Here is a 25014-nt window from a genome sequence, read left to right on the forward strand (position 1 = left end):
CGGTCATGAACATGAGCATCTTTGACCGGCCCTTGGGCTGTCTCGTACGAGATCGGCGTCACGCAGGCGGAAGGCCCGCCGATCAAGAATGGGATACCCGCTCATCGCCTTGCCGCGGGCATCGCCTGCAGGTCCACGAACGAGATCCGTCAGCTGATGACCGACCACGAGACCGAGAAGAAGAACCTCGGTCCGGCCGACTTCGCGGTGACGGACTGAAAGCCGACGCGGGACGGGACGCCGGTGTTCTGAGTATCCGGACGCGGTGGACGACAACAAGAAGGTCGTCGGGGGGTTCCTCGAGGCGGTGAGCGAGGCGATCTGGATCTTCACGCTCGCCGGCGGGAAGATCACCGAGATCCGCGCGGTCAGCGACCGCCTCGGCTTGTCCCTGCAGCTGGGGTGGCCCTGGCCGCAGGCGGACCGACCGTACTGCCGCAGGAGGGGAGGGCGCCCGGGTGGGCGCCCTTCTTGCGTGGGGTGAGCGTCAGCTGAACACGATCATCGAGCCCTGCGCCAGGCTTCGCGTCGCCGCCGCGTGCAGACCCAGCCAGACGTGCCGTTCGCGGGCGAAGGGGCTGGGATCGTACGGCGCGGGGACGGCCGGTTCCTCCAACTCCGTCGGGCCGCGGGGCGGCTCGGGGGGCGCCGGGGGGGTGGCCGGGTCGATGCCGATCGACGGTGCCACGAACTCCAGTTCCCGCAGGAGGGTCTGGGAGGAGCCCAACGGGCCGCCGCCCGCGAGGAGTTCGTCGTTGGAGAGGGGGTGCGGGAAGTCGACCGGGACGTACGCGCCCGCGTGGTCGTAGTGCCAGACCAGGTGGGACTGCTGGGCCGTCGACTCGAACATCTCCAGCAACTGCTCGTAGTCACCGCCCAGTTCGTCCACCGGGGTCACCGGCAGCCCGCACACCTGGAGCAGGTAGGCGCGGCGCAGGAAGTGCAGCGCGTCGTAGTCGAAGCCGGCCACCGGGGCGACCTCGCCGGACAGGCCCGGCATGTACTGGTACACCGGCACCGGCGGGAGCCCGGCCTCGGCGAGCGCCTTGTTGTATTGCGCGAGTTCCTCGGCGAACGGGTTGTCCGGGGTGTGGCACAACACGTCGACGAGCGGGACCAGCCACAGGTCACAGGCCAAAGAGGGCTCCTCGCATCAGCACGCGTACAGCATGGCGGTGTGGACAGGGAAGCGTAGTCGGTGCGGCACCCGGTCAGCTCCCCCCGTGCACCTCCCATACCCACACCCCGCCGGTCCACTGCTCATCCGGCGGCCAGACGCTCGATGAGGTCGAGCGAGTGCGCGTTGTACGCGGCGACGATCGCCCGGGCGGTCGCGGAGTCCCGGCGGGCGAGGGCGTCGACCAGTTCCGTGTGCCCGGACCACAGGTGGCCCCGCAGGTCGGCCAGGTGGCGCAGGTGCTGGACCGTGCACACCCAGGACTGCACGCGCAGCCGGTGCAGGAAGTCCGACAGGTAGGGGTTGCCGAAGAGGGCGCTGAGTTCGCGCCAGAAGCGCAGGTCGTAGCCGATCAGGACGGTGATGTCGCCTGCGGTGGCCGCGCGCTGCGCCTCCTCGCCGCGGCGGCGGACCCCGGCGAGGGCGGCCACCGTACGGGGGTCGTCCGGGTTTCCGAAACGCTCGCGGCCGGCGGCGAGGGCCTGGAACATGCCGTCGGTGACCAGGCTGCGGGCCTCGACCATGTTCCGGTAGTCGGCCGGCGTGTACTCCGGGACCCGGAAGCCACGGTGCTGGTCGGCCTCCAGCACGCCCTGCGCGGACAGATCGACCAGCGCCTCCCGGACCGGCGTCGCGGACACCCCGTACTGGTCCGCGATCTCCTTCACGGTGAACTCCCGCCCCGGCTGCAACCGCCCGGCCAGCACCTCGTCACGAAGCGCGTCCGCGATCTGCTGCCGCAGGGTACTGCGGGTCACGGCACCGTTGCCGGGCATGGTCGGGGCTCTCCTCACACGTGCGGGTGCGTACTCGCGTATCTCTACGAGCACGCAACCCTACGCGTTCGAATGCCGTCCGCTACCGCCCCGTCCGGGGGCTGCCGCTCCCCACGCCGCCGTTGCTGCCGCGGCAGTGGCCCGGGGTGCCTACTCGGTGTACTCGTCGGCGACGGACAGCGCAGCGTCCAGCGCCGCCAGCCCCTCCTTCAGCTCCGACTCGGAGACGTTGCACGGCGGCACCACATGCGTCCGGTTCATGTTCACGAAGGGCCACAGACCCTGCTTCTTCGCCGCGGCCGCGAACGCCGCCATCGGCGCGTTGTCCTGCCCGGCCGCGTTGTACGGCACGAGCGGCTCCCGGGTCTCCCGGTCCCGCACCAGTTCGAGCGCCCAGAACATGCCGACGCCCCGCACCTCACCCACGCTGGGATGCCGTTCGGCCAGCGCCCGCAGCCCCGGCTCCAGCACCGACGTGCCCAGCGAGGCCGCGTTCTCGACGATGCCCTCCTCCGCCATGACGTTGATCGTGGCGACGGCGGCCGCGCAGGCCAGCGGGTGCCCGGAGTAGGTGAGACCGCCCGGGTACGCCCGCTTCCCGAAGGTCTCCGCGATCTTCCCGGAGATGGCGACACCGCCGAGCGGCACGTACCCGGAGTTCACGCCCTTGGCGAAGGTCATCAGGTCAGGGGTGACGTCGAACAGGCCGGCCGCGAACCACTCCCCGGTCCGGCCGAACCCGGCCATCACCTCGTCCAGCACGAAGACGATCCCGTACTTGTCGCACAGCTCCCGCACCCCGGCGAGGTAACCGGCCGGCGGGACCATGATCCCGGCCGTCCCCGGAATCGTCTCCAGGACGATCGCGGCGATGGTCGACGGCCCCTCGAAGGCGATGGTCGTCTCCAGATGCTCCAGCGCCCGCGCGCACTCCTGCTCCTCGGTCTCGGCGTAGAAGCGGGAGCGGTAGAGGAAGGGGGCCCAGAAGTGGACGACCCCGGCCGCGGCGGTGTCGGAGGCCCAGCGGCGCGGGTCGCCGGTGATGTTCACCGCCTGCTGCGTACCGCCGTGGTACGACCGGTAGGCCGACAGCACCTTCGGCCGGCCCGTGTGCAGCCGGGCCATGCGCACCGCGTGCTCGACGGCGTCCGCGCCGCCGTTGGTGAAGAAGATCTTGTCCAGGTCACCGGGCGTCCGCTCGGCGATCAGCCGGGCCGCCTCCGACCGAGCCTCGACGGCGAACGCGGGCGCGAAGGTGGTCATGCTCGCGGCCTGCTCCTGGATCGCGGCGACGACCTTCGGGTGCTGGTAGCCGATGTTGGTGAAGACGAGCCCGCTGGTGAAGTCCAGGTACCGCTTGCCGTCGTAGTCCCAGAAGTACGACCCTTCGGCGCCGGCGACGGCGAGCGGGTCGATGAGCTCCTGCGCGGACCAGGAGTGGAAGACGTGCGCACGGTCCGCGGCCTTCACGGCGGCGCCGGCCTGAGGATGGGGCTGAGGGGTCATGCGGGTGAGCGTAGATGTCCGCGATGCGGAAGAGGTATCGGCGTCCTGTTCCGTGGACGGGCGGTTTCCGCGACAGGGTGTCGATCGGATGCGAACCGGTCGGACCGGCTGTTACGGAACCGTAGACACCGCTCCCGGCGAGACCCCTCCCGCGCGCACTATTCTCGATCTGTTGCACACGCGCGTATTTCGGGCCATCGGGGGAGGCGGCGCGGCGATGGAGAAACTGGGGCCGGGGGATCCGCAACGAATCGGGGCGTACCGGCTGCTGGCGCGGCTGGGCGCGGGCGGCATGGGGCACGTGTATCTCGCCCGGTCGGACAGGGGCCGTACGGTCGCCGTGAAGCTGGTCCGCGAGGAGCTCGCCGAGCAGGAGGAGTTCCGGGCGCGGTTCCGGCAGGAGGTGCAGGCCGCGCGGCGGGTCGGCGGCCACTGGACGGCACCCGTGCTGGACGCGGACACCGAGGCGCCCGTGCCCTGGGTGGCCACCGGGTATGTGGCCGGGCCCAGCCTGCAGCAGGTCGTCGGGCGCGACCACGGGGCGCTGCCCGAGCGGTCGGTACGGATCCTCGCGGCCGGGCTCGCGCACGCGCTCAAGGACATCCACGCCGCCGGGATCGTGCACCGCGACCTCAAGCCGTCCAACGTGCTGGTCACCATCGACGGCCCGCGGGTCATCGACTTCGGCATCGCGCGGGCCCTGGAGACCCTGGCCGGGGACGGGCTCACCCGCACCGGCTCGCTGGTCGGCTCGCCCGGCTTCATGGCGCCCGAGCAGGTGCGCGGCGACCGGATCACACCCGCCTGCGACGTCTTCTGCCTCGGCTCGGTCCTCGCCTACGCCGCGACCGGCGCGCTGCCCTTCGGTACCGCCAACAGCGGGGTGCACGCGATGATGTTCCGCATCGCCCAGGAGGAACCCGGCCTCGACGGTGTTCCCGAGGGCATCGCCGACCTCGTCCGTGACTGCCTGAAGAAGGACCCGGCCGCACGTCCGACGCTGGAGATGATCCTGGAGCGCACGGGCGCGGAGGACACGGTCTCCGGGGGCCGCTCCCGGGAGCCCTGGCTGCCGGGGACGCTCGTCGCGCAGCTCGGGCGGCACGCGGTGCGGTTGCTGGAGGCGGAGGATCCGGAGGCGGGGGGCGGGACGGAGGAGGCGGCAGCACCGGCGTCCGGCGCCGACGCGGGTCCCCTGCCCGGCCCTGAGCCCGGCCCCGGGGGCGACCGGATGCCCGATCCCGCTCCCGCCCGGCTGAAGAGCCAGGTTCCCGCGCCCCGTCAGGACCGTATGCCCGACCGCAAGCCGGACCCTGTCCCCGCCGCCTCGCCCGAGCACGCCCCCGCCTCCGACGACGCCTCCGCGCCGCCCCCGCCCGGGGCCCCGGGCCCGCAGGGCCGGCCGGGCGGTGGCGCGTCCCTGAACCACCTCCCCACGATGGTCGCCGGGCAGACACCCCCGCCCGGCGCGCCCCCCGCGCATCCCGCGTACGGCTATCCCCAGCAGCACCCTCAGCCCGCCGCCTACGGCTACCCGCGGCAGCCCGGCCCCCAGGCGCCGTACAACCCGTACGCGGGCGGCCTCGGCTCGACCCCGCCGTACGGTCCGCCGCCCGTCGGCGTCGGGCCGCGGGCGCCGCACGGAAACCGGCGGTCCACCGCGCTGCTCGTGGTGGTGGCGCTGGTCGTCGCGCTCGCCGCGGGCGGCTCGGTGTACGCGATGATGAAGGGCGGCGGCGACGACACCGCCGGCGGCACCGCCAGCCCCTCGCCGGCCACCGGCGCGCCCACCACGCCCGGGCCCTCTCCGACGAGCCCGGAGCCGGCCTCCCCGACCGCGCCGGAGTCGTCGGAGGCGTCGGACGGCGCGATCCCGGCCGGTTACCTGGGCACGTGGACGACGTCCATCGACAACGCCAACGGGCACAACACGCGGGAACTCACCATCCGGCAGGGCGAGGTGGGGGACGCCGTCCTCACGCTCGTCGCCGACGGGCCCACCGACGGCGGCGGCAGTTACCACTGTGTGTTCGAGGCTGAGCTCGCCGAACAGCCCAGCGGTGGCGGCCCGTTGGAGATGGGACCGTCCACCGTCAGTGTGGGCGAGCCCAGTTCGTCCTGCACGCCCGGCGAGGCGACCGAGGTCACGCTGCTGTCGGACGGCAGGCTGAAGCGGGCGAAGAAGGGCAGCGGGGAGAGTCTGACGTACACCAGGCAATGAGGTGGAACGTCCGGCGGACTTCAGCGGACGAGACCACCAACCTCAACGAGGCTCGGGCGGCCGCTGCCGAGGCATGTTCGGGCGGGCGGGCCCCGGTGGTGGCAACGGAAACCGCGTCGACGGGGCCGCCGTCTCCGGCCGCACCCCGGACGCCACCGCCGTCTGGATGCCCAGCGGTGCCGGACCCGTCCGGAACTCCACCATCCAGTCCGCCGTCTCGGCCCGCACCAGCTCCGTCACGTCCTCGGAGAACTTCCGCAGCACCCCGAGACACCGCTCGGCCGCCTCCCCGGCCGTCCCCTCCGTCGGCCCGAGCACCTCCCGCACGCTCTCCGACGCCCAGTCGAACTGCAGCACCTGAAGCCGCCGCTGCACGGCCTGCGCGGTGGCCACGTCCCTTATCCACCCGGACGTCACCCCGAAGAACCGGTCCGCGACCACGCACGCCACCGCCAGCATCAACGCCAGGTATCCCCAGGGAGCGACCCCGCCGACGACCCCCGTGAGATCCAGCAACGGCAGAGAGGCCCCGCACACCGCCCCCAGCGTGGCCCCGCACCGCAGTGCCCGCGCCGCCCGGCGTTTCCCCACCCGGTCCGCGAGATACCAGGCCGCCGTGTCCAACGCCCCCCGCTCCACCCACCGGTACAGCTCGTCCAGCCGCTCCGCCGGCTCCCCCCAGTCCCCGAGCGGAAACGGCCGCCCGGTCAGATCGCCCGGCCGCAGCCCGGCCGCCCCCTCGCCCCGCCCGTCCTGAGGCGGACCCTCGGGCTGCATCTCCGGCTGACCCACCCGGTACTCCCTACTGTCCGACCGACTGATCCCGACCGACTGATTCCGACCGACCGATTCCGACCCGTCACCCTGCGTCATATTGGCCGCCGATGCGCGGCACCCTTCCTACCGCCCAACGGGTGGCGGAGGGGTTGCTTTCGTCTCTTTTCCGCCTGGAAGAGGGCCTTGATCAGGTGTAGGACTCACCTCAATCTCACCCGAAAGAGTGGTGGAGCGATGGCTGGGTGGACCACGTAGGCTCGTCACAACGGAGGAAACGACGAACCAGGAGCTGATCGTGATTCCCGGTGGTGGCCAGCCCAACATGCAGCAGCTGCTCCAGCAGGCCCAGAAGATGCAGCAGGACCTGGCGAGGGCTCAGGAGGAACTCGCGGCCACGGAGGTCGAAGGGCAGGCGGGCGGCGGCCTGGTGAAGGCCACGGTGACCGGCGCCGGCGAACTCCGCGCGCTGCTGATCGACCGCAAGGCGGTGGACCCGGAGGACACCGAGACCCTCGCCGACCTGATCGTCGCGGCCGTGCACGCGGCCAACGAGAACGCGCAGACGCTGCAGCAGCAGAAGCTGGGTCCGCTGGCCCAGGGTCTGGGCGGCGGCAGTGGCATCCCGGGCCTGCCTTTCTAAGACCGGCCACCGCCAACTACCGTACGTACCGTAAGACTCCAGGAAGGGCAGTCCGTTGTACGAAGGCGTGGTCCAGGACCTCATCGACGAGCTGGGGCGGTTGCCCGGCGTCGGTCCCAAGAGCGCGCAGCGGATCGCCTTCCACATCCTGCAGGCGGAGCCGACGGACGTACGGCGGCTCGCGCAGGCCCTCCTCGAGGTGAAGGCGAGGGTCCGCTTCTGCGCGGCCTGCGGCAACGTCGCGCAGGAGGAGCTGTGCGGCATCTGCCGCGACGCGCGCCGCGACCCGGCCGTCATCTGCGTGGTGGAGGAGCCGAAGGACGTCGTCGCCATCGAGCGGACCCGTGAGTTCCGCGGGCGCTACCACGTGCTGGGCGGCGCGATCAGCCCGATCGAGGGCGTCGGCCCCGACGACCTGCGGATCAGGGAGCTGCTGGCCCGCCTGGCGGACGGTACGGTCACCGAGCTGATCCTGGCCACGGATCCCAATCTCGAAGGCGAGGCGACGGCGACGTACCTCGCCCGCATGATCAAACCCATGGGCCTGAAGGTCACCCGCCTGGCCAGCGGCCTCCCGGTGGGTGGCGACCTGGAATACGCGGACGAGGTCACGCTCGGCCGCGCCTTCGAGGGGAGACGACTCCTAGATGTCTGACGCCACGCTGCACGACTCGACGCGGAACCCGGACGACTTCGCGGTCCAGATCGCGGACCAGGTGGAGAGCTTCCTGGTGGCCGTCACGGAGGTGGCGAAGGGCGACGAGCCGGACTCGGCGGTGCCCTTCCTGCTCCTGGAGGTCTCCCAGCTCCTGCTGGCCGGCGGCCGTCTCGGCGCCCACGAGGACATCGTCCCCGACGAGCGCTACGAGCCGGATCTGGGCCCGGAGCCCGACGTGGACGAACTCCGCGAGAACCTCGCACGCCTCCTGGAGCCGATCGACGTCTACTCCGAGGTCTTCGACCCCTACGAGCCCCGCAAGGCGCCCGTCCCGGCCCGGATCTCCGACGACCTCGCCGACGTCATCACCGACCTGCGCCACGGCATGGCCCACTACCGCGCGGGCCGCACCACGGAGGCCCTGTGGTGGTGGCAGTTCTCCTACTTCTCCAACTGGGGCGGCACCGCCTCGGCCGCCCTGCGCGCCCTGCAGTCCCTGGTCGCCCACGTCCGCCTCAACCAGCCGCTGGAGGAACTGGACGGCCTCGACACCGACCAGGACCCGGAGGACGAGGCCCTGGAGATCGAGGCAGGCCGGGTCATGGCGCAGGAGATCGGGGAACCGCTGGGGATCCAGCCGGGAAAGTAGTCCCGGCTCACCATCGCGCCGCCCTTTCCGTGCCTCGGTTCCCCGTCCTCAGCGTGGTGCAGCCCGCTGCCCCCGGTTGGGGACTGCGCTCCCCCGTTGCGGCGGCCCCGGAACGGGATCGTGGTTCCTGTTCCCCTTCAACGCCGTCGTCGCCGCGGCCGCCCCCTTCGCGGTGGACGGCACGCAGGGCGTCATGACCGCCGCCGCGATGGGCGCCCCCTCCCTCGGTGCCGGGGGCCGGCCTCGTGCGGGGCCGGGGGAAGAAGGCCGCGGCCTGACCGGCGGCGACTGTGACCCGGCACACGTTCCGCGTGGCACGGCCCGGGCTGGGCATGCGCTGTTCCGGACGGGCGGGCCGGCATCTCACCATGCGATATCGCGGAGGGGGATTCCGGACGCTCGTTAGACTGAGCCGACCGCAGTACATACCGGAGCGAGGAGCGCACGTGGGCCTTGTCGTGCAGAAGTACGGAGGCTCCTCCGTAGCCGATGCCGAGGGCATCAAGCGCGTCGCCAAGCGGATCGTGGAAGCGAAGAAGAACGGCAACCAGGTGGTTGTCGTGGTTTCCGCGATGGGCGACACGACGGACGAGCTGATCGATCTCGCCGAGCAGGTATCCCCGATGCCTGCCGGGCGCGAGTTCGACATGCTGCTGACCGCCGGAGAGCGGATCTCCATGGCCCTGCTGGCCATGGCGATCAAAAACCTGGGCCACGAGGCCCAGTCGTTCACCGGCAGCCAGGCAGGTGTCATCACCGACTCGGTCCACAACAAAGCCCGGATCATCGACGTCACGCCGGGCCGCATCCGCACCGCGCTGGACGAGGGCAACATCGCCATCGTCGCAGGGTTCCAGGGCGTCAGCCAGGACAAGAAGGACATCACGACCCTGGGTCGCGGTGGCTCCGACACGACCGCCGTGGCGCTCGCGGCCGCCCTGGACGCCGAGGTCTGCGAGATCTACACCGACGTCGACGGCGTGTTCACCGCCGACCCGCGGGTGGTGAAGAAGGCGAAGAAGATCGACTGGATCTCCTTCGAGGACATGCTGGAGCTCGCGGCCTCCGGCTCCAAGGTGCTGCTCCACCGCTGTGTGGAGTACGCCCGCCGCTACAACATCCCGATCCACGTCCGCTCCTCGTTCAGCGGGTTGCAGGGCACGTGGGTCAGCAGCGAGCCAGTCGTCCACAAGACACAGCAGCAAGGGGACAAGAAGGTGGAGCAGGCCATCATCTCCGGTGTCGCGCACGACACCTCCGAGGCCAAGGTCACGGTCGTCGGCGTGCCGGACAAGCCGGGCGAGGCCGCCTCGATCTTCCGGACGATCGCCGACGCCGAGATCAACATCGACATGGTCGTGCAGAACGTGTCCGCCGCGGCCACCGGCCTGACGGACATCTCCTTCACGCTGCCGAAGACCGAGGGCCGCAAGGCCATCGACGCGCTGGAGAAGAACAAGGCCGGCATCGGCTTCGACTCGCTGCGCTACGACGACCAGATCGGCAAGATTTCCCTGGTCGGCGCGGGTATGAAGACGAACCCGGGTGTCACGGCCGACTTCTTCACCGCGCTGTCCGACGCCGGCGTGAACATCGAGCTGATCTCGACCTCCGAGATCCGTATCTCGGTCGTCACCCGCGCCGACGACGTGCCGGAGGCCGTCCGCGCCGTGCACAGCGCCTTCGGACTCGACTCCGACACCGACGAGGCCGTCGTCTACGGAGGCACCGGGCGATGACCCGCCGACCGACGCTCGCGGTCGTGGGAGCGACCGGAGCCGTCGGCACGGTCATGCTCCGGATCCTCTCCCAGCGAGCCGACATCTGGGGCGAGATCCGGCTGGTCGCCTCCCCGCGCTCGGCCGGCCGCAAGCTGGCCGTGCGCGGCGAGGACGTCGAGGTGGTCGCCCTGGACGAGGACGCCTTCGCCGGGGTCGACGTCGCCATGTTCGACGTCCCCGACGAGGTCTCCGCGCGGTGGGCGCCGATCGCCGCGGCGCGCGGTGCGGTCGTCGTCGACAACTCGGCCGCGTTCCGGATGGACCCGGACGTGCCCCTGGTCGTCCCCGAGGTCAATCCGCACTGCGCCCGGCACCGGCCGCGCGGCATCATCGCCAACCCCAACTGCACGACCCTGTCGATGATCGTCGCCCTGGGCGCGCTGCACGCCGAGTTCGGGCTGCGCGAGCTGGTGGTGTCCTCGTACCAGGCGGTGAGCGGGGCCGGGCGGGCCGGCGTGGAGACGCTGCGGGCCCAGCTGTCCCTGGTCGCCGGTACGGAGCTGGGGACCAGCCCCGGTGACGTGCGGCGGGCCGTGGGGGACAACACCGGGCCGTTCCCGGAGCCGGTCGCGCTGAACGTCGTACCGTGGGCCGGGTCGCTGCGCGAGGACGGCTGGTCGTCGGAGGAGATGAAGGTGCGGGACGAGTCCCGCAAGATCCTCGGGCTGCCGAAGCTGCCGGTCGCCGTGACCTGCGTGCGCGTCCCGGTCGTCACCACCCACTCCCTGACCGTCCACGCCCGCTTCCAGGGCGAGGTCACCGTCGACGGCGCCCGCGAGATCCTCGCCACGGCACCCGGTGTCGTGCTGTGCGACGACCCGGCCGCCGGTGAGTTCCCCACCCCCGCCGACGTGGTGGGCACCGACCCGACCTGGGTCGGACGGGTGCGGCGGGCGCTGGACGACCCCACCGCGCTCGAACTCTTCGTGTGCGGGGACAATCTACGCAAAGGCGCCGCGCTCAACACCGCCCAGATCGCCGAGCTGGTGGCGGCGGAATTGTCGTGATGCCCACACGGCATGGGAAAAGCCGGGGATGGGAGCGGATCCATTTGTAGGATCCTGTGTGACGGGATGTGGCCCGGGGCATGGTCCGGACCACTTGAACCGGGCCCCCTCGGCGTTCGAGGATTTTCCTCCCCGCCCTCCGCAACCGCGCGGAGGGCGGGGAGCGTCTTTGCGGACGCCCTTGCGGGGTGCGGAGACGCGTGATCCTGGCGTGGGGACGCCGTGATCGGGGCGTGGGGACGCCCGTTCATATGGGACATAAGGGAAGAGCGGGTCGCATGACGGCATGTGAGGCACGGTCCGATGTGCTGCCGGGAGCGGAAACGCCGTCGGCCGCGTCACCTGACGCAAAAGAGATGCCCGGCGCGTACAACCCCCACGGGGTCGAGCGTGTCCAACAGGCGTGGCAGAGGTACTCGACTTCAGTGCGGCGACCCGCGGTACGGCCCTTCGGCCCCGCGTGGCGCTCCGACCCCGCATGCCCGGCACGCCCGGCGGCATGCCGGTGATCGCGCCCATGCCCGCAGCACGGCCCACCCGCATCCCGAACCAGCGCGACGGCGTACCGACTCAGCGCGAAGGCGCCGAGGAGGCCGTGGCGGCCGGTACCACCGTCGACCACCTCACCGAAACCTACCGGGCGCACTACCGCTCGCTGCTGGGCCTCGCCGCGCTCCTCCTCGACGACACCGCCTCCTGCGAGGACGTCGTCCAGGAGGCCTTCATCCGGGTCCACTCGGCCCGCAAACGCGTCCGGGACCCGGAGAAGACCCTCGCCTACCTGCGCCAGACGGTCGTCAACCTCTCGCGCTCCGCGCTGCGCCGCCGCATCCTCGGCCTGAAGCTGCTGTCCAAGCCGATGCCGGACATGGCGAGCGCGGAGGAGGGCGCGTACGACCAGCTGGAGCGCCGGGACCTCATCAAGGCGATGAAGGGCCTGCAGCGCCGCCAGCGCGAGGTCCTCGTCCTGCGCTACTTCGCCGACATGACCGAGGCCCAGGTCGCCGAGACGCTCGGGATATCGCTGGGCTCGGTGAAGGCGTACGGTTCGCGCGGTATCGCGGCGCTCCGGGTGTCCATGGAGGCATCGGCATGAGCGACCGCGTCGAAGGGGGCGGCTCGCACGACCGCCACGAGCCCTACGCCTGGCACGAGCCGACCGAGCCGCAAGAGCAAGAGCACACGCCATCGCACGCTGGGAACGGAACTGTGAACCACAGCCCCGATGACCAGGGCCCCGACGGGCTCGCTTCGGACGAGCTGGCCCTGCGCCGGATGCTGCACTCGGCCGTCGAGGACATCCAGCCGCGCGACGGCACACTGGACCATCTGCGCCGCGCGGTGCCCGCCCGGCGGGCGCGCAAGCGGCAGGCCGCCGTCGGCATGGCCGCCGCGGCCCTGTTCATCGGCACCGCCGTCCCGGCTCTCCTCCACGTCTCCCACTCCGGCGGCTCCGACCCCAACACCTCCATGGCCGGCCAGGCCTCCCAGGCCCAGAGCGGCGGCTCGGGCAAGAACCCGGACGGCGGGGCCAGTACCGCGGGCGGCTCCAGCGGCAAGACCGGCGGCAAGGGCAAGGACGGCACGAAGGAGACCGGCAAGGGCAAGGGCTCGGGCGACAGCACCGGTTCCACCGGCGGCGCGGGCCCCTCGGCCTCCGCGGACACCAGCGCCCCGGTGTGCACGGCGGCCCAGCTGGGCTCGGCCACCGGGACCGCCGACGCGCCCGACAGCGCGGGCGTCGTCTACGGCACCTTCCGGGTCACCAACGTCTCCGCCACCAGCTGTACCGTCGGCGGTCCGGGCAGCGTGAGCGCGCTCGCGCAGGGCGCCGCGGACCCCGCCAAGATCACCGTCGTCCGGCACGTGTCCGGTGACGCGGCGGCCGGCCTGCCCGACCCGTCCATGGAGGTCGCGGGGCTGGTCCTGCTCCCCGGCTCGGCGTACGAGGAGAAGTTCGCCTTCGTTTCCTCGGAGACCTGCCCCGCGACGGGTGACGGCTCCACGACCGACGGCGGCACGGGCCCCGGCGGCCCCAGCGCGGACCCGAGCCCCACCCAGGACGCCGGCGCCACGGGCAGCACGGACACCAGCGGCACGACCTCCTCCGGGACCACCACCCAACTCCTCACGGAGGACGGCACGGCGGACGGCAGCATCGCGGTCTCCCACACCCCGGAGGCGGGCTCTCCGGCGGCTACGGCGACGGTGCCGAACGCGTGCGCCGGGACGATCTACTGGACCGGGGTGCTGGCGGGGTCGTAGGACTCAGGGGTCAGACCCCCGCGGTCTCCTCCTCCGGCACCAGGCCCAGCGCCGCGTCCCGCGCGAACTCCACCTCTCGCCGCAGCAGCCGGAACCACATGAAGACGACGAAGCCCGCGAAGACGAACCACTCCCCGGTGTAGCCGAGGTTCTGGAACGCCTTGAGGTCCAGACCGGAGTTCGCGGGCGCGGCCGCCGGCACCGCCGTCATCCCCGAGTCCCCCTTGTCGAGTGTGACCCAGGCGTCGTACACCCGGTACGGCACCAGGTTCACCAGCGACGCGGAGCTGATCGCCGCCGTCTGCCCGGCCGGCAGCCCGCCCGCCGTGCTGACGCCGTTGTCCCCCGGCGTCTCCGAGGCCTGCAGCGCACCGGTGACGGTGACCTCGCCGGAGGGCGGGGCGGGGGCCCTGGCCGGGTCCGCGGTGCCGGGCAGCCAGCCGCGCACGACCGGCAGGGCGCGCCCGGAGCCGGTGCGCAGCAGGGTCAGCACGTAGAAGCCGCGCTTTCCGTCCAGCTCCCGGTCGGGGACGAGGAGCTGCTTGCCGTACCGCCCGGTCGCGGTGACCCGCCTGCCCGAGGTGTCCTGGTCGACGGGCAGCAGCTCGGCCAGCGGCCGGGCCGCCTCCTCCCGGTCGGACACGGCCCGCTCGCTCGCGTCACGGTGGTCCTGCACCCGCGCCTCGAACCGGCTCAGCTGCCAGGACCCCATGAACACGCAGAACGGGATGGCGAGCAGCACGAAGACGTTGATGCCCCACCAGCGGGGTGTCAGCAGAAACCGGTACACGCCTTCAACGGTACGGGGAGGCCGCCGCGTCCCCGTACCCGGGAGGCACAAGCGCTCATGATCGCAAAGTTGTCCACAGGCTCCGCACACCCGGCAGCCAAGAGTCGGCGCGGACGGGCAGTATGGGCCCATGACTGGGGCCACGAGTGAGAGCAGCATGCCGGACTGGGAGAAGCGCTTCCGGGCGCCGCGGGTGTCACTGCCCGACTGGGCGGAGGACGCACCCGACCGCTCCCTGTTCGTGTCGAACGCGACGGGGACGTACGAGTTGTACGCGTGGGACCGCGCGACGGGAGAACAGCGCCAGGTGACGTCCCGGCCGAACGGCACGACGGACGGCGTGCTCTCCCCGGACGGCGCCTGGATCTGGTGGTTCGACGACAAGGACGGCGACGAGTTCGGGGTGTGGCGCCGCCAGCCGTTCACGGGCGGCGAGGACGAACTGGCCACTCCGGGTCTTGAGCCCTCCTACCCGGCGGGCCTGGCCCTGTCCCGGGACGGCCGGACGGCGGTCGTCGGCCGCTCGACGGACGACGAGGGCACCACGATCTACCTGGCGCGCGAGGGCGAGGCCCCCTTCGGGCTGTACCGCCACCGTGAGTCGGCGGGCGTCGGCGACCTCTCCCACGACGGCTCCCTCGTCGCGATCGAGCACACGGAGCACGGCGACGCCATGCACTCGGCGCTGCGCGTCCTGCGCCCGGACGGTACGAAGGTCGCCGAGCTGGACGACACCAAGGGCGGCACCGAGGAGCTGGGCCTGGAGGTGCTGGGCTTCGCGCCCCGCGACGGCGACCCGCGCCTGCTCATCGGGCACCAGCGGCGCGGGCGCTGGGAGCCGCTGGTGTGGGACGTCGTCTCGGGTGAGGAGACGGACCTGGCGCTGGACCTGCCGGGCGACGTCGGCGCGGAGTGGTACCCGGACGGCACGGCGCTGCTCATCGCCCACAGCTTCAAGGCCCGCAGCGAGCTGTTCCGCTACGACCTGGACACGCGCGAGCTGACGAGGATCCCCACCCCGCCGGGCACGGTCTCGAGTGCGACGGCCCGCCCCGACGGCAGCGTGGAGTACCTCTGGTCGTCGGCCGCCGAGCCGTCCTCGGTCCGCTCCACCACCGGCCGGGTGGTCCTGGACCCGCCCGGCCTCAAGTGCCCTGGCTCGGTGCCGGCCCAGGACGCGTGGGTGGAGGGCCCGGGTGGCCGCATCCACGCCCTGATCCAGAAGCCGGCCGGCGCTACGGGCCCCCTCCCGACCGTCTTCGACCTGCACGGCGGCCCGACCTGGCACGACAGCGACGCCTTCGCCGCGGGTCCGGCGGCCTGGGTGGACCACGGCTACGCGGTGATCCGCATCAACTACCGGGGCTCCACCGGCTACGGCCGGGCCTGGACCGACGCCCTGAAGCACCGGGTCGGCCTGATCGAACTGGAGGACGTCGCCGCGGTCCGCGAGTGGGCCGTCTCCTCCGGCCTCGCCGACCCCGCCCGCCTGATCCTCACCGGCGCCTCCTGGGGCGGCTACCTCACCCTCCTCGGCCTCGGCACCCAGCCGGACGCCTGGACCCTGGGCATCGCCGTCGTCCCGGTCGCCGACTACGTCACGGCCTACCACGACGAGATGGAAGCCCTGAAGGCCATGGACCGCACCCTCCTCGGCGGCACCCCCGAAGAGGTCCCCGACCGCTTCGAGGCCTCCTCCCCGCTCACCTACGTCGACCGGGTCAAGGCACCCGTCTACATCTCCGCCGGCGTCAACGACCCCCGCTGCCCCATCCGCCAGATCGACAACTACGTCAAGCGCCTGGAGTCCCGCGGGGCCGTCCACGAGGTGTACCGCTATGACGCGGGGCACGGGTCCCTGGTGGTGGAGGAGCGGATCAAGCAGGTGCGGCTGGAGCTGGACTTCGCGGAGAGACACCTGAAGCAGGCTCAGCGGACGACGGCGTGAGCCTGCTGGTCCCCGGGGTCGTGGACGTCCACGCGTTCACGGCCCCCGGCGTCCGGACGACACTCCCCTCAAGTGGATGTCAGCTTGGTAGACCGTGTGTAATACGATGGATTATGTAAAGCGTTTTTCGGGGCGGTTCATTCACTCGTTCGCCGCGCATCCAAGTGAAAAGAGCCGACGTTAGTCGGGGCATGACGAACGCAAGCGATCCAGGCGAGTCGGCTGGTATGTACGCGATGACGGTGGGGCCGTACGTCTACACTCCGGGAATCCTCAGCAAAAACGGTGTTCCGGTCGTGCTCCAGGTCACCGACCCCTTGCTGCGGAATTTCCTCACCGTTGTCCGGCAGTTGGAATCCGACCTCGCCGGTCGATGGGCCTGCGCGCTGTCGTTCTCATGAATGACGAACGATTCGGCCATCTGTGGCGCGGCACCGATTGCCTGGACGAGTTCGAGGAATCACCGCCGGATGCGGCCTGGGACCCGGCCGAGGAACTCGCGTTCCTGCTCCAGGAAGCCGGCAGGGAGGAGTACGGGACCGTACCGCACCCTCGTGACGAGGCATCGGTAACCGCCCCGCCCAGTGGCAGCCCCATGAGCCATCTGCAGGAGATCACGGCCGAGTTGCCGCCGGTGCGTGGGGCTCGCCGGGGGCATCGGAAACTTCCCGTACGCAGGCGCCCGAGCGGTCTGCGCGTCGCCAGTTATGTCATCGCCGCGGTGGCGGCGGTCATCGTGTCGATGGTGAGCGTCCTCAGCGGCGTGGTCACCTATGAGCCGTTGCTGATCATCACCGCGCGCGGCCGGGGCAGCGCCGACGCCTGGTGGCCCGTGCTGGTCTACGGCCCCTGGATGGCGGCGTCGCTGTCCATCCTGCGCGCGGCCCTGCATCAGCGCCGCGCCGTGCACTCGTGGTTCGTCGTGCTGCTGTTCTCCTCGGTCGCGGTGCTCCTCTGTGTCATCCAGGCGCCTCGGACCATCGCCGACACGGCCGCGGCCGCCCTGCCGGGGGTCGCGGCGCTGGCGTGCTTCCAGCAGCTCGTGCGACAGATCACGCTGACCCGGCCACCCCGCCGTACCGCGCCGCGTCACCGGTTGCGGCCCGCCCCGGAGATCCTGCCGGGGGCCGCGGCGGAATCCCGGTCGAGGAAGCCCTCTCACCCGGCCGAGCCGGGCGGCTGAGAGGGCAACCCCCGCCGCCCCAGCAGCTCCGCAAGACCCCGCCGAGTGGCGGCGAGCACCACCCGGTCCTCCGCCCGCAGTACGTAGTCCTCGTCCGCCTCCGGCCGCCCCTCCAGGGCCAGCACCCGCCAGGCTCCGGCCCGGAACGCCGTCCCCACCGACCGCCCCTCCAGCTGCGGATGCCCGCCGACATCCACCGCCGCGAACAGCAGCACCCGCCGCTCGACCGGAATCGCGCCCAGGATCTGCCGCCCGAGCATCGCCCCCGCGAAGGCGGGCGCGGCCAGGTGTGTCACGCTCCGGCTCCGGGTCTGCGCGTGCGGGTGCGCGGCGCGCAGGGTGCGGTAGACGGCGGTCGCGAAGTCGTCGTCGTACAGCCGCAGGACCACGCGCAAGTCCGGCCGTACGGACCGCGCGTACAGCACCGCCTCCAGGTTGGTGGTGTCCGCGCTGGTCACCGCCAGCAGGGCGTGCGCGCGATGGATCTTGGCGGCCTCCAGCACCCCCTCCTGCGTCACGTCCCCCAGTACCACCGGCACCCTGAGCCGCCGGGCCGTGGCCAGCCCCCGCGCCTCGGGATCGGACTCGACGCACACCACCGGGATGTGCAGCTCGCGCAGCCGGGTCAGCACCCGCGTGCCGATCTTGCCCAGCCCGAGCAGCACCACGTGACCGCCCAGCCCGCGCGGCGGCTTCCGCAGCGCGGACGCGGTCCGGAAGGTCCCCAGCGCCTCGAGCACCGCCGCCAGCAGCACGGGCAGCAACAGCAGCCCCACCAGACCGGACAACAGCTGCAGGATCTGCCGCCCGAGCGACGCCCCGATGGCCGGGTCGTCGATCGCGAACAGATCCAGCAGCGTCAGATAGAAGGCGCTCAGCGGATTGATCCCGGTCACCACCGACAGGGCGACCGCCAGCGCCACCACACACCCGACCATCCCGGCCAGCGACCACCTGAGCCGCCGCGAGAACAGGGACGCGAGCGGCGGCACACCCCCGACGCCCCGCCCCGTCGCCAGCGGCGCCCCGGCGGAGTACGACACCTGCTCCAGCACCACCGTCCCCCGCCCGGTGGCCTCCCGCACCTCCGCCGTGTCGGGCAGCAGCCGCGGCCCCTGCTCCCCGCTGCCCTCGGACCCGTCCGCCCAGGCCGGATCGCTGCCGGTGGCCGACAGCAGCGCCAGCGTGCACAGCCCCGGGCCGGCGACCTGCCCCGGCCCCGGCGGCGGTCGCTCCACCGCGCGCAGCAGCAGCCCGTCGGTCTGGACGACCTTGCTGGTACCGGCGACCGCGGTGGCGGCCAGCGCGGGCGCGGCGGTGTCGGCGTCGGACAGCACGACCGTGGACGCGTCATCGGCCGCCGCGTCGGTTCCGGCCAACGCGGCCGCCTGGTCGAGGAGTTCCTCGATGTGCTGCCCCAACCGCCGGTTGTACAGCCGCAGGACCAGCCTGAGCCGCGGATTGAGGCGGCGCGCGGTGAGCGCGGCACGGATGTTGGTCTCGTCGTCGTCGTACACGAGCGCCAGCGCGGTCGCCCGCTCCACGCCCGCCTCGGCGAGCACGGCCTCGCTGGGTTCGGCTGCCTCCAACAGCCGCTCGTCACCCGACGGTTCACCGCCGTTGCCGCCGCCCCCGTTGAGGTTCCCGCCGCCCCGCCCCACCGCGGCGCTCACCACCCGGTCCAGCAGCGCCGCCGAGGCGGCCCGCGCCCGCCCGACGACCGGTGGTCGCGCCGTACGCTCGTTCGGCGGTACGACGAGCGTCACCTGCTCCCCGTACACCCCGCGCAACTCGGCGGCCAGCCGGTACGCGAGCCCGTCGTCCCCGCACACCACCATGTGCGCGGGCGCACCCCTGTGCCCACTCTGATACGGAACGCTCGCCACGAGGGAAAAGACTGCCCCAACGGGACGGGTGGTTCCAGCAATCATCTGAACACCGGGGGCCGGTATGCCGTATGCAAGGGGAGGCAGAACACGCACCCTGAACGCGGACCGGCGCCCGTACGCGGAGGTACCCCAGCCGTGGCCATCACCGAAGAAGCCCCGTCCGAGGCGGCGCCGGACACCGGCACACGGCCGGACCGGGAGGGCTGGCACCTCAACTCGCCGCTCGCCCTGACACTTTCGCTGCTCCTGGTGGTGGTGTTCCAGGGCCCGATCCGCGGCGCGCTGTCCGCCCCTGTGATGCAGAGCTGGATGACGGTGTTCGTCGCGGTGGTCGTCCAGGCCCTGCCCTTCCTCGTCCTGGGCGTCCTGCTCTCGGCGGCGATCGCGGTGTTCGTACCGCCGTCGTTCTTCGCCCGCGCCCTGCCCAGCCGGCCCGCCCTCGCCGTGCCGGTCGCCGGGATGGCGGGCGCGGTGCTGCCGGGCTGTGAGTGCGCGTCCGTGCCCGTGGCCGGGGCGCTTGTCCGGCGCGGAGTCACCCCGGCCGCGGCGATCGCCTTCCTCCTGTCCGCCCCCGCGATCAACCCGGTCGTCCTGACGGCCACGGCCGTCGCCTTCCCGCGCGACCCCGGGATGGTGCTGGCCCGTTTCGCCGCGAGCCTGCTGGTGGCCTGTGCGATGGGCTGGCTGTGGCAGCGCGTCGGCCGCACCGACTGGATCCGTCCGCCCGCGCACGCCGCGCACGAGGGGCAGCGCAAGGGGGAGGCGTTCTGGGGGTCGGTCCGGCACGACCTGATGCATGCCGGCGGCTTTTTGGTCCTCGGCGCGATGGCGGCGGCGACGCTGAAGGCGGTGGCCCCGGCGGACTGGCTGCGCACGGCGGCCGGCAATCCGGCGTTCTCTGTCCTGGCCCTGGCGGTCCTCGCCGTACTGCTGTCGATCTGCTCGGAGGCGGACGCGTTCGTGGCGGCCTCGCTCACCCAGTTCTCGCTCACGGCCAAGCTGGCGTTCCTGGTCGTCGGGCCGATGATCGACCTGAAGCTGTTCGCCATGCAGGCGGGCACCTTCGGCCGCGGCTTCGCCCTGCGCTTCGCCCCGGCCACCTTCGCCCTCGCCATCGCGGGCGCGGTCCTGACCGGGGCGGTGCTGCTGTGAACCGGCAGGCGCAGGCGGCGGTCCTGTTCCTGATCGGCGCGGCCCTGCTGCACGCGGGGTTCACCGACCTGTACCTGCGCTACGTCAAGGCCGGTCTGCGCCCGCTGCTGCTGGCGGCCGGCGCGGTGCTGATCCTGACGGCGCTGGCGACGGCGTGGTACGAGTGGAAACGCGGGCGCCGCAAGCCTTCCCCCGACACGGAGGACCACGGCCCCGCCCATCGCGAGCCCCGTATCTCCTGGCTCCTGATCCTCCCCCTCCTCGCCCTCATCCTCGTCGCCCCGCCGGCCCTGGGCTCCTACAGCGCGATGCGCACCGGTACGGCCCTGCAACAGCCGTACGGCTACGCGTCCCTGCCCGCCGGTGATCCCGTGTCGATCGGCCTGGTCGACTACGCGGGCCGCGCGGTCTACGACCACGGCCGCTCCCTCGGCGGCCGCCAGGTGCGTATCACCGGGTTCGTCGCCCTGGACCGCGCCGGCACCCCGTACCTGGTCCGCATGGCCCTCAACTGCTGTGCCGCCGACGCCCAGCCGGTGAAGATCGGCCTCACCGGCAGGATCCCGCCGGTCCTGCAACCGGACAGCTGGCTGGAGGTGACGGGCACGTACACCGCGAAGCAGGTCCCGGACCCCGTCAACCACGGCCCGATCCCGTTCGTGAAGGTGACCGCCGCGAGGCCGGTGCCGACGCCGCACGACCCCTACGACGAGACCTGGAACAACTAGTAGGACTCCGTCAGCTCGCCGGGCGGAGTTGGCGTTATTCGTGGCTGATGTGTTCGCGTCGGTGCCGCGCAAGGATCAGCGGGCGCGGTGACCAGCCGGCGGCGGTGAGATCCGCTCCGGCCTGGAGGCCCACGAGCTCATGCGCGGCGCCGGGAACCTCTGCATCGGCGCGGACAGCGACCCCCGCCACGACGCACGCCGCCTGGTCGAGGTCCTCGTCGCAGGACTACGCCGACCGCGGTGACCGTCGGCGGGGCCGTGCGATGCGCAGGAGTTGCCGATGCCCTGGGGAGGTGAGGAAATGACCGTGTCCACGCTGTTGTCCGGGAGCCGCCGGAACCATTCGTCGAAGTCGCTGGTGTGGAGGCCGTCATGGACGTCCTGGTACTCATCGGCCGCATTCTGTTCGCGGCGCTCTTCCTCGCCTCGACGGTCGGTCACTTCACCCAGACCCGGGCCATGGCGGGGTACGCCGCCGCCAAGGGCGTGCCCGCCGCCGCGGCGGCCGTCCTCGGCGCCGGGCTGCTGCAGCTCGTCGGCGGCCTGAGCGTGCTGCTCGGCGTGTGGGCGGACCTGGGCGCCCTGCTGCTGGCCGTGTTCCTGGTGCCGACCGCGCTGATCATGCACGCGTTCTGGAAGGAGAGCGAGCCGCAGGCCCGCCGGCTGGAGATGATCCAGTTCAACAAGGACATCGCGCTGGCCGGCGCGGCCCTGATGATGCTGGCGTTCTTCGCCCACGTGGGCCACGACCTGGGCCTGACGCTCACGGGCCCCCTGTTCCACCTGGGCTGACGCCGTCGTCGGCGCCGTCCCCGTCCCGGCCGTCGGCCCCTTTGTCAGCCCCGCCGTCGGCTCCGCCGTTCCAGTCGTACGGCCCGCCGCCCCGCCACTCGATCAGCTCGGGGTCGTCGACGGCCTGGTCCACCGCCGGCAGCCCGGCACGGTGCACGAGATCCAGCACGTCGAACAGGTCGTACGCCGTACCCACGCGCTCACCGCGCACCGTCACCTGCCGCCCACCGTCTGCGGCCGGCGGCAGCACCACCACAGGAGGACCGCTACCCATGCCACCACCATGCGCCTGACGCGGCGGAATCGCAGCACGTCAGATGTCGTTGGGCGGACAGTCCAGCAGCCGGGCGCCGATCACCGCGGTCTGGAGCGTGCAGCGGTGGGCGGGATCGGCCGGGTCGGCGCCGGTGAGGTGGTGGATGCGCGCCAGCCGGTAGGCCAGGGGGCGCACGCTCAGCGAGAGGCGGCGGGCGGCCTCCGCGGCCCCACAACCGCAGTCGAAATAGGCCGTCAGAGTGTCCAGGAGGGGCTGGGCGCCGCCCGGGGCGGTGGTGAGCGGGCCGAGGACGCCGCGCACGAGGTCGGCCATGGCTTTGCCGGTCGCGGGTGCGGACGGGGTAGACGAGCAGGTCGGCGGCGCGCAGGACCGGGTCCTCCAGCTTCAGCCGCTCGCGGTTGTCTCGGCGCGCGTGATCGGGCTGGGGCTGGTCTAGTGGTTCTGGGGGCGCGTGCAGTCGTACCCCGGAGAGAGATCCCGATGAGTAGCCATCGAGTTGCGCAGGTGGCCGCTGCCGGCGGCCGGTTCGAGATCGTCGAGCGCGAGGTGCCGGAGCCGGGCCCGGGCCATGTCCGGATCGCGGTGGAGGCCTGCGGGATCTGCCACAGCGACGTCTTCTTCGTGAACGCCCTGGTTCCGGGTGTCAGCTTCCCGGTGGTCCCCGGGCACGAGATCGCGGGGCGTATCGACAGGGTCGGCGAGGGAACGTACAGCGGCTGGAAGGCGGGCGACCGGGTGGGGGTGGGCTGGTTCGGCGGCAGCTGCGGCCACTGCCCGCCCTGCCGCCAGGGCGACTTCGTCACCTGCGAGAGCCTGAAGGTCCCGGGCTGGGCGTACGACGGGGGCTACGCCGAGATGGTCATCGCCCCGGCCGACGCCCTGGCCCGGATACCGGACGCCCTGTCGGCGACGGATGCGGGCCCTCTGGCCTGCGCGGGCGTCACGGTGTTCAACGGGCTGCGGCGCAGTTCGGCGAAGCCCGGCGACCTGGTCGCCGTACTCGGCATCGGCGGCCTGGGCCACCTGGCGGTGAAGTACGCGGCCGCCATGGGCTTCGAGACCGTGGCCATCGCCCGCGGAGCCGACAAGGCGGACTTCGCCGAGCAGCTCGGCGCCCACCACTACATCGACAGCACGGCGGACACCCCGGTCGCGAAAGCGCTGCGGTCCCTCGGCGGCGCGAAGGTGGTCCTGGCGACCGCGTCCAACTCCGACGCCATCACGGCGACCGTGGAGGGGCTCCGCCCCCGCGGTGAGCTGGTGGTCATCGGCGCGGACGCCGAGCCACTGGGCATCAGCCCGGTCCAGCTCCTCATGGCCGGCAAGATCGTCCGGGGGCACCCGTCCGGCACCGCGAAGGACGTGGAGGACACCATGGCCTTCAGCGCCCTGCACGGCATCCGCCCGATGACGGAGATCGTGCCCCTGGCCCAGGCCGACGCGGCGTACGAGAGGATGCTGTCCGGCGCCCCCCGCTTCCGGATGGTGCTCACCACCCGCTGACGGATTTGCCGGACCGCTCCTGGCCTCGGCTCACTCCCGTCGGGGCTCCTCCCCGGAGGAGCGGCTGGTCTCCAGCCAGGACCGCGCCGGTTCCGCCGCGCGCGTGGTGTCAACGGTGAGCTGGAGGCGCGTCCCTCCCCCGGCACCCGCGGGATAGCTGCGCTGCTCGGTGGCGGCGAAGCAGTGGCGGAGAACCTCCGCTACGCGACGGGCGACCTCGGGGGAGGCGGCGACGATGCGTACGTCGGCGTGCCCGTCCGAGGGTGATTCCGTTGGCTGCATGGCGACCTCGTTGTCTGGGCCCGGATCAGCGGACCGGATCTTTCACTGTACTCCGGCGTGACCAGCGGGCTTCCCGGCCGTCGCGAGCCGCGGAGTACCGTGAAGCGAGGAATCCCCCCGCGTTCCTCGCTGGCAGACAGGCAGGCGAATGCGATGCCCGACTCCGACGCCCCGCGTGTGACCAGGCTCCTGCCGGACACCGTCCACCAGGTGGCGAAACCCGGGACGGCTGTCGTACGGCTGGAGACGACACACGACCGGCAGGGAGTACTCGACGGGGCATGGTGGCCGCGGTCCCGTGACATCGCCGCCGAGCTTCCCGCCCTGATCGCCGCCCTGACCGAGCACCTCGGCCCGGTCACGCGCGTCGGCCTGGACGCCGCCGCCTGGGAAGAACTGCCGACACGACTGGTCATCGACGACCGGGTCGTTCACATCGACTCCTTCCCGGTCGGCGACGACACCGTCCTCATCACCCGAGGCGACCAGGACTACTTCTCCCTCCTCGTGATCCCGCCGCACGCGACCCCCGAGGCGGCGCGCGCCGCGATGACCGAAGCCGTCCGCGCCGACAACGTGACGCAGGCCGAACAGATCCTCATCGACACCGGCACCGGTATCGGTACCGGTTGAGCACACCCGACCGCTGGGGAAGACCGTTGACGGGTGCCCGGGGGCGAAGTAGCTCCGACTGCGGGTGGGCCGGAGCTCAAGTGGGATCGTGACTGGGTCGTGGGAGCGATCCGTGAGCGGGATCCCGCGCGTCACCGGGGTGCGGCGCCTGGCCAGATGGCCGAGGCGTCGTCGCGGTGGGGGCCGGGGGGCCGGATCGGGTGTACGCGGATCGTACGGCTGTGTTCTGCGGTTACGGCCGTCCACGGGGCGGGGTGTCCGGAGTAGCACAGTGTGGTGAGGGCGAAGACGTTGTCGGCGTAGACCGCGATGTATTCGCCGATGGTGATGGCTTTGTCCATGAGAACGGACAGCAGATGTTCACCACTTCGGGAGGCACC

General features: G+C 72.0%; 27 protein-coding genes and 2 pseudogenes. 19 read left to right on the forward strand and 10 right to left on the reverse strand.

Annotated features, from left to right (window positions below):
• Positions 1-21 precede the first annotated feature (21 nt).
• On the forward strand, positions 22-219 hold the full coding sequence (locus tag ACIBBH_RS27005) for a hypothetical protein (RefSeq protein ID WP_399408848.1): 198 nt from the start codon (positions 22-24) through the stop codon (positions 217-219).
• A 46-nt stretch (positions 220-265) separates the two neighbouring features.
• On the forward strand, positions 266-484 hold the full coding sequence (locus ACIBBH_RS27010; protein ID WP_399408850.1) for a hypothetical protein: 219 nt from the start codon (positions 266-268) through the stop codon (positions 482-484).
• Between the two features lie 3 nt (positions 485-487).
• On the opposite strand, the gene ACIBBH_RS27015 is transcribed toward ACIBBH_RS27010, so the two are convergent.
• The 3 genes from ACIBBH_RS27015 to ACIBBH_RS27025 form a co-directional block, all read right to left on the reverse strand.
• Complete coding sequence (locus ACIBBH_RS27015; RefSeq protein ID WP_399408852.1) at positions 488-1138, reverse strand: hypothetical protein; 651 nt, start codon at positions 1136-1138, stop codon at positions 488-490.
• Positions 1139-1260: 122 nt separating this feature from the next.
• A complete protein-coding gene (locus ACIBBH_RS27020) occupies positions 1261-1953 on the reverse strand; it encodes a GntR family transcriptional regulator (RefSeq protein WP_399408854.1) in 693 nt (230 codons plus the stop codon).
• A gap of 150 nt (positions 1954-2103) precedes the next feature.
• On the reverse strand, positions 2104-3459 hold the full coding sequence (locus tag ACIBBH_RS27025; RefSeq protein ID WP_399408856.1) for an aspartate aminotransferase family protein: 1356 nt from the start codon (positions 3457-3459) through the stop codon (positions 2104-2106).
• A gap of 217 nt (positions 3460-3676) precedes the next feature.
• Here ACIBBH_RS27025 and ACIBBH_RS27030 point away from each other — a divergent pair, with 217 nt between their 5' ends.
• Positions 3677-5680, forward strand: coding sequence for a serine/threonine-protein kinase (locus tag ACIBBH_RS27030; protein ID WP_399408858.1), 2004 nt, complete (start codon positions 3677-3679; stop codon positions 5678-5680).
• Between the two features lie 42 nt (positions 5681-5722).
• Here ACIBBH_RS27030 and ACIBBH_RS27035 read toward each other — a convergent pair whose 3' ends face one another.
• Entirely contained in the window at positions 5723-6472 is a 750-nt protein-coding gene (locus ACIBBH_RS27035; RefSeq protein ID WP_399408861.1) for an SLATT domain-containing protein, read from the reverse strand.
• Positions 6473-6752: 280 nt separating this feature from the next.
• Here ACIBBH_RS27035 and ACIBBH_RS27040 point away from each other — a divergent pair, with 280 nt between their 5' ends.
• The 7 genes from ACIBBH_RS27040 (at position 6753) to ACIBBH_RS27070 (ending at position 13457) form a co-directional block, all read left to right on the forward strand.
• A complete protein-coding gene (locus ACIBBH_RS27040) occupies positions 6753-7097 on the forward strand; it encodes a YbaB/EbfC family nucleoid-associated protein (protein WP_399408862.1) in 345 nt (114 codons plus the stop codon).
• A 55-nt stretch (positions 7098-7152) separates the two neighbouring features.
• Complete coding sequence (gene recR, locus ACIBBH_RS27045; protein ID WP_399408864.1) at positions 7153-7752, forward strand: recombination mediator RecR; 600 nt, start codon at positions 7153-7155, stop codon at positions 7750-7752.
• Positions 7745-8404, forward strand: a complete 660-nt coding sequence (locus ACIBBH_RS27050) for a DUF5063 domain-containing protein (RefSeq protein ID WP_399408866.1) — start codon at positions 7745-7747, stop codon at positions 8402-8404. The genes recR and ACIBBH_RS27050 overlap by 8 nt, the downstream gene beginning before the upstream one ends.
• Positions 8405-8850: 446 nt before the next feature.
• Entirely contained in the window at positions 8851-10143 is a 1293-nt protein-coding gene (locus ACIBBH_RS27055; protein WP_399408868.1) for an aspartate kinase, read from the forward strand.
• Positions 10140-11192, forward strand: coding sequence for an aspartate-semialdehyde dehydrogenase (locus ACIBBH_RS27060; RefSeq protein WP_399408870.1), 1053 nt, complete (start codon positions 10140-10142; stop codon positions 11190-11192). The genes ACIBBH_RS27055 and ACIBBH_RS27060 overlap by 4 nt, the downstream gene beginning before the upstream one ends.
• Before the next feature lie 478 nt (positions 11193-11670).
• Positions 11671-12288 carry a SigE family RNA polymerase sigma factor gene (locus tag ACIBBH_RS27065; protein WP_399408873.1) on the forward strand — a complete coding sequence of 206 codons (618 nt, stop codon included), beginning with the start codon at positions 11671-11673 and terminating at the stop codon, positions 12286-12288.
• Entirely contained in the window at positions 12285-13457 is a 1173-nt protein-coding gene (locus ACIBBH_RS27070; RefSeq protein ID WP_399408875.1) for a hypothetical protein, read from the forward strand. Before ACIBBH_RS27065 ends, ACIBBH_RS27070 begins: the two co-directional genes overlap by 4 nt.
• 10 nt (positions 13458-13467) lie before the next feature.
• Here the strand turns inward: ACIBBH_RS27070 and ACIBBH_RS27075 are convergent, their stop codons facing one another.
• A complete protein-coding gene (locus tag ACIBBH_RS27075) occupies positions 13468-14247 on the reverse strand; it encodes an SURF1 family protein (protein ID WP_399408877.1) in 780 nt (259 codons plus the stop codon).
• A gap of 130 nt (positions 14248-14377) precedes the next feature.
• Between ACIBBH_RS27075 and ACIBBH_RS27080 the strand changes: the two genes are divergently transcribed.
• The 3 genes from ACIBBH_RS27080 (at position 14378) to ACIBBH_RS27090 (ending at position 17378) form a co-directional block, all read left to right on the forward strand.
• Positions 14378-16195, forward strand: a complete 1818-nt coding sequence (locus ACIBBH_RS27080; RefSeq protein ID WP_399408879.1) for a prolyl oligopeptidase family serine peptidase — start codon at positions 14378-14380, stop codon at positions 16193-16195.
• A 191-nt stretch (positions 16196-16386) separates the two neighbouring features.
• Positions 16387-16596: a hypothetical protein gene (locus ACIBBH_RS27085; RefSeq protein WP_399408881.1), complete on the forward strand. Its 210-nt coding sequence runs from the start codon at positions 16387-16389 to the stop codon at positions 16594-16596.
• Complete coding sequence (locus tag ACIBBH_RS27090) at positions 16593-17378, forward strand: hypothetical protein (protein ID WP_399408883.1); 786 nt, start codon at positions 16593-16595, stop codon at positions 17376-17378. The genes ACIBBH_RS27085 and ACIBBH_RS27090 overlap by 4 nt, the downstream gene beginning before the upstream one ends.
• Here ACIBBH_RS27090 and ACIBBH_RS27095 read toward each other — a convergent pair.
• A complete protein-coding gene (locus ACIBBH_RS27095; RefSeq protein ID WP_399408885.1) occupies positions 17354-19216 on the reverse strand; it encodes an NAD-binding protein in 1863 nt (620 codons plus the stop codon). The genes ACIBBH_RS27090 and ACIBBH_RS27095 overlap by 25 nt on opposite strands.
• 186 nt (positions 19217-19402) lie before the next feature.
• Here ACIBBH_RS27095 and ACIBBH_RS27100 point away from each other — a divergent pair, with 186 nt between their 5' ends.
• The 4 genes and pseudogenes from ACIBBH_RS27100 to ACIBBH_RS27115 all read left to right on the forward strand — a co-directional run bounded on the left by ACIBBH_RS27100 (position 19403) and on the right by ACIBBH_RS27115 (position 21939).
• Positions 19403-20419, forward strand: coding sequence for a permease (locus ACIBBH_RS27100; RefSeq protein WP_399408887.1), 1017 nt, complete (start codon positions 19403-19405; stop codon positions 20417-20419).
• Complete coding sequence (locus tag ACIBBH_RS27105) at positions 20416-21147, forward strand: TIGR03943 family putative permease subunit (RefSeq protein ID WP_399408889.1); 732 nt, start codon at positions 20416-20418, stop codon at positions 21145-21147. Before ACIBBH_RS27100 ends, ACIBBH_RS27105 begins: the two co-directional genes overlap by 4 nt.
• 94 nt (positions 21148-21241) lie before the next feature.
• Positions 21242-21391, forward strand: a pseudogene (locus ACIBBH_RS27110) (TetR family transcriptional regulator); the annotation flags it as partial.
• A 128-nt stretch (positions 21392-21519) separates the two neighbouring features.
• Positions 21520-21939: a DoxX family protein gene (locus ACIBBH_RS27115; protein ID WP_399408891.1), complete on the forward strand. Its 420-nt coding sequence runs from the start codon at positions 21520-21522 to the stop codon at positions 21937-21939.
• Here ACIBBH_RS27115 and ACIBBH_RS27120 read toward each other — a convergent pair.
• Together ACIBBH_RS27120 and ACIBBH_RS27125 are read right to left on the reverse strand one after the other, a co-directional pair.
• Positions 21911-22213 carry a hypothetical protein gene (locus ACIBBH_RS27120; protein ID WP_399408893.1) on the reverse strand — a complete coding sequence of 101 codons (303 nt, stop codon included), beginning with the start codon at positions 22211-22213 and terminating at the stop codon, positions 21911-21913. The two genes, ACIBBH_RS27115 and ACIBBH_RS27120, sit on opposite strands and share 29 nt — an antisense overlap.
• 39 nt (positions 22214-22252) lie before the next feature.
• Positions 22253-22610, reverse strand: a pseudogene (locus tag ACIBBH_RS27125) (PucR family transcriptional regulator); the annotation flags it as partial.
• Between the two features lie 86 nt (positions 22611-22696).
• Here ACIBBH_RS27125 and ACIBBH_RS27130 point away from each other — a divergent pair.
• Positions 22697-23719: an alcohol dehydrogenase gene (locus ACIBBH_RS27130; protein ID WP_399408895.1), complete on the forward strand. Its 1023-nt coding sequence runs from the start codon at positions 22697-22699 to the stop codon at positions 23717-23719.
• A gap of 30 nt (positions 23720-23749) precedes the next feature.
• Here ACIBBH_RS27130 and ACIBBH_RS27135 read toward each other — a convergent pair whose 3' ends face one another.
• The gene (locus ACIBBH_RS27135) at positions 23750-24001 is read right to left on the reverse strand and encodes a hypothetical protein (RefSeq protein WP_399408897.1); all 252 of its coding nucleotides are present in this window, start codon (positions 23999-24001) and stop codon (positions 23750-23752) included.
• Positions 24002-24154: 153 nt separating this feature from the next.
• Here ACIBBH_RS27135 and ACIBBH_RS27140 point away from each other — a divergent pair, with 153 nt between their 5' ends.
• Positions 24155-24634, forward strand: coding sequence for a DUF5994 family protein (locus tag ACIBBH_RS27140; protein WP_399408899.1), 480 nt, complete (start codon positions 24155-24157; stop codon positions 24632-24634).
• 131 nt (positions 24635-24765) lie between these two features.
• On the opposite strand, the gene ACIBBH_RS27145 is transcribed toward ACIBBH_RS27140, so the two are convergent.
• Positions 24766-24975 (reverse strand): hypothetical protein, encoded by a 210-nt coding sequence (locus tag ACIBBH_RS27145; protein ID WP_399408901.1) that lies wholly within the window; start codon positions 24973-24975, stop codon positions 24766-24768.
• Positions 24976-25014: the final 39 nt, after the last annotated feature.

This window comes from Streptomyces sp. NPDC051636, from assembly GCF_044453765.1.
Taxonomy (GTDB): Bacteria; Actinomycetota; Actinomycetes; order Streptomycetales; family Streptomycetaceae; genus Streptomyces.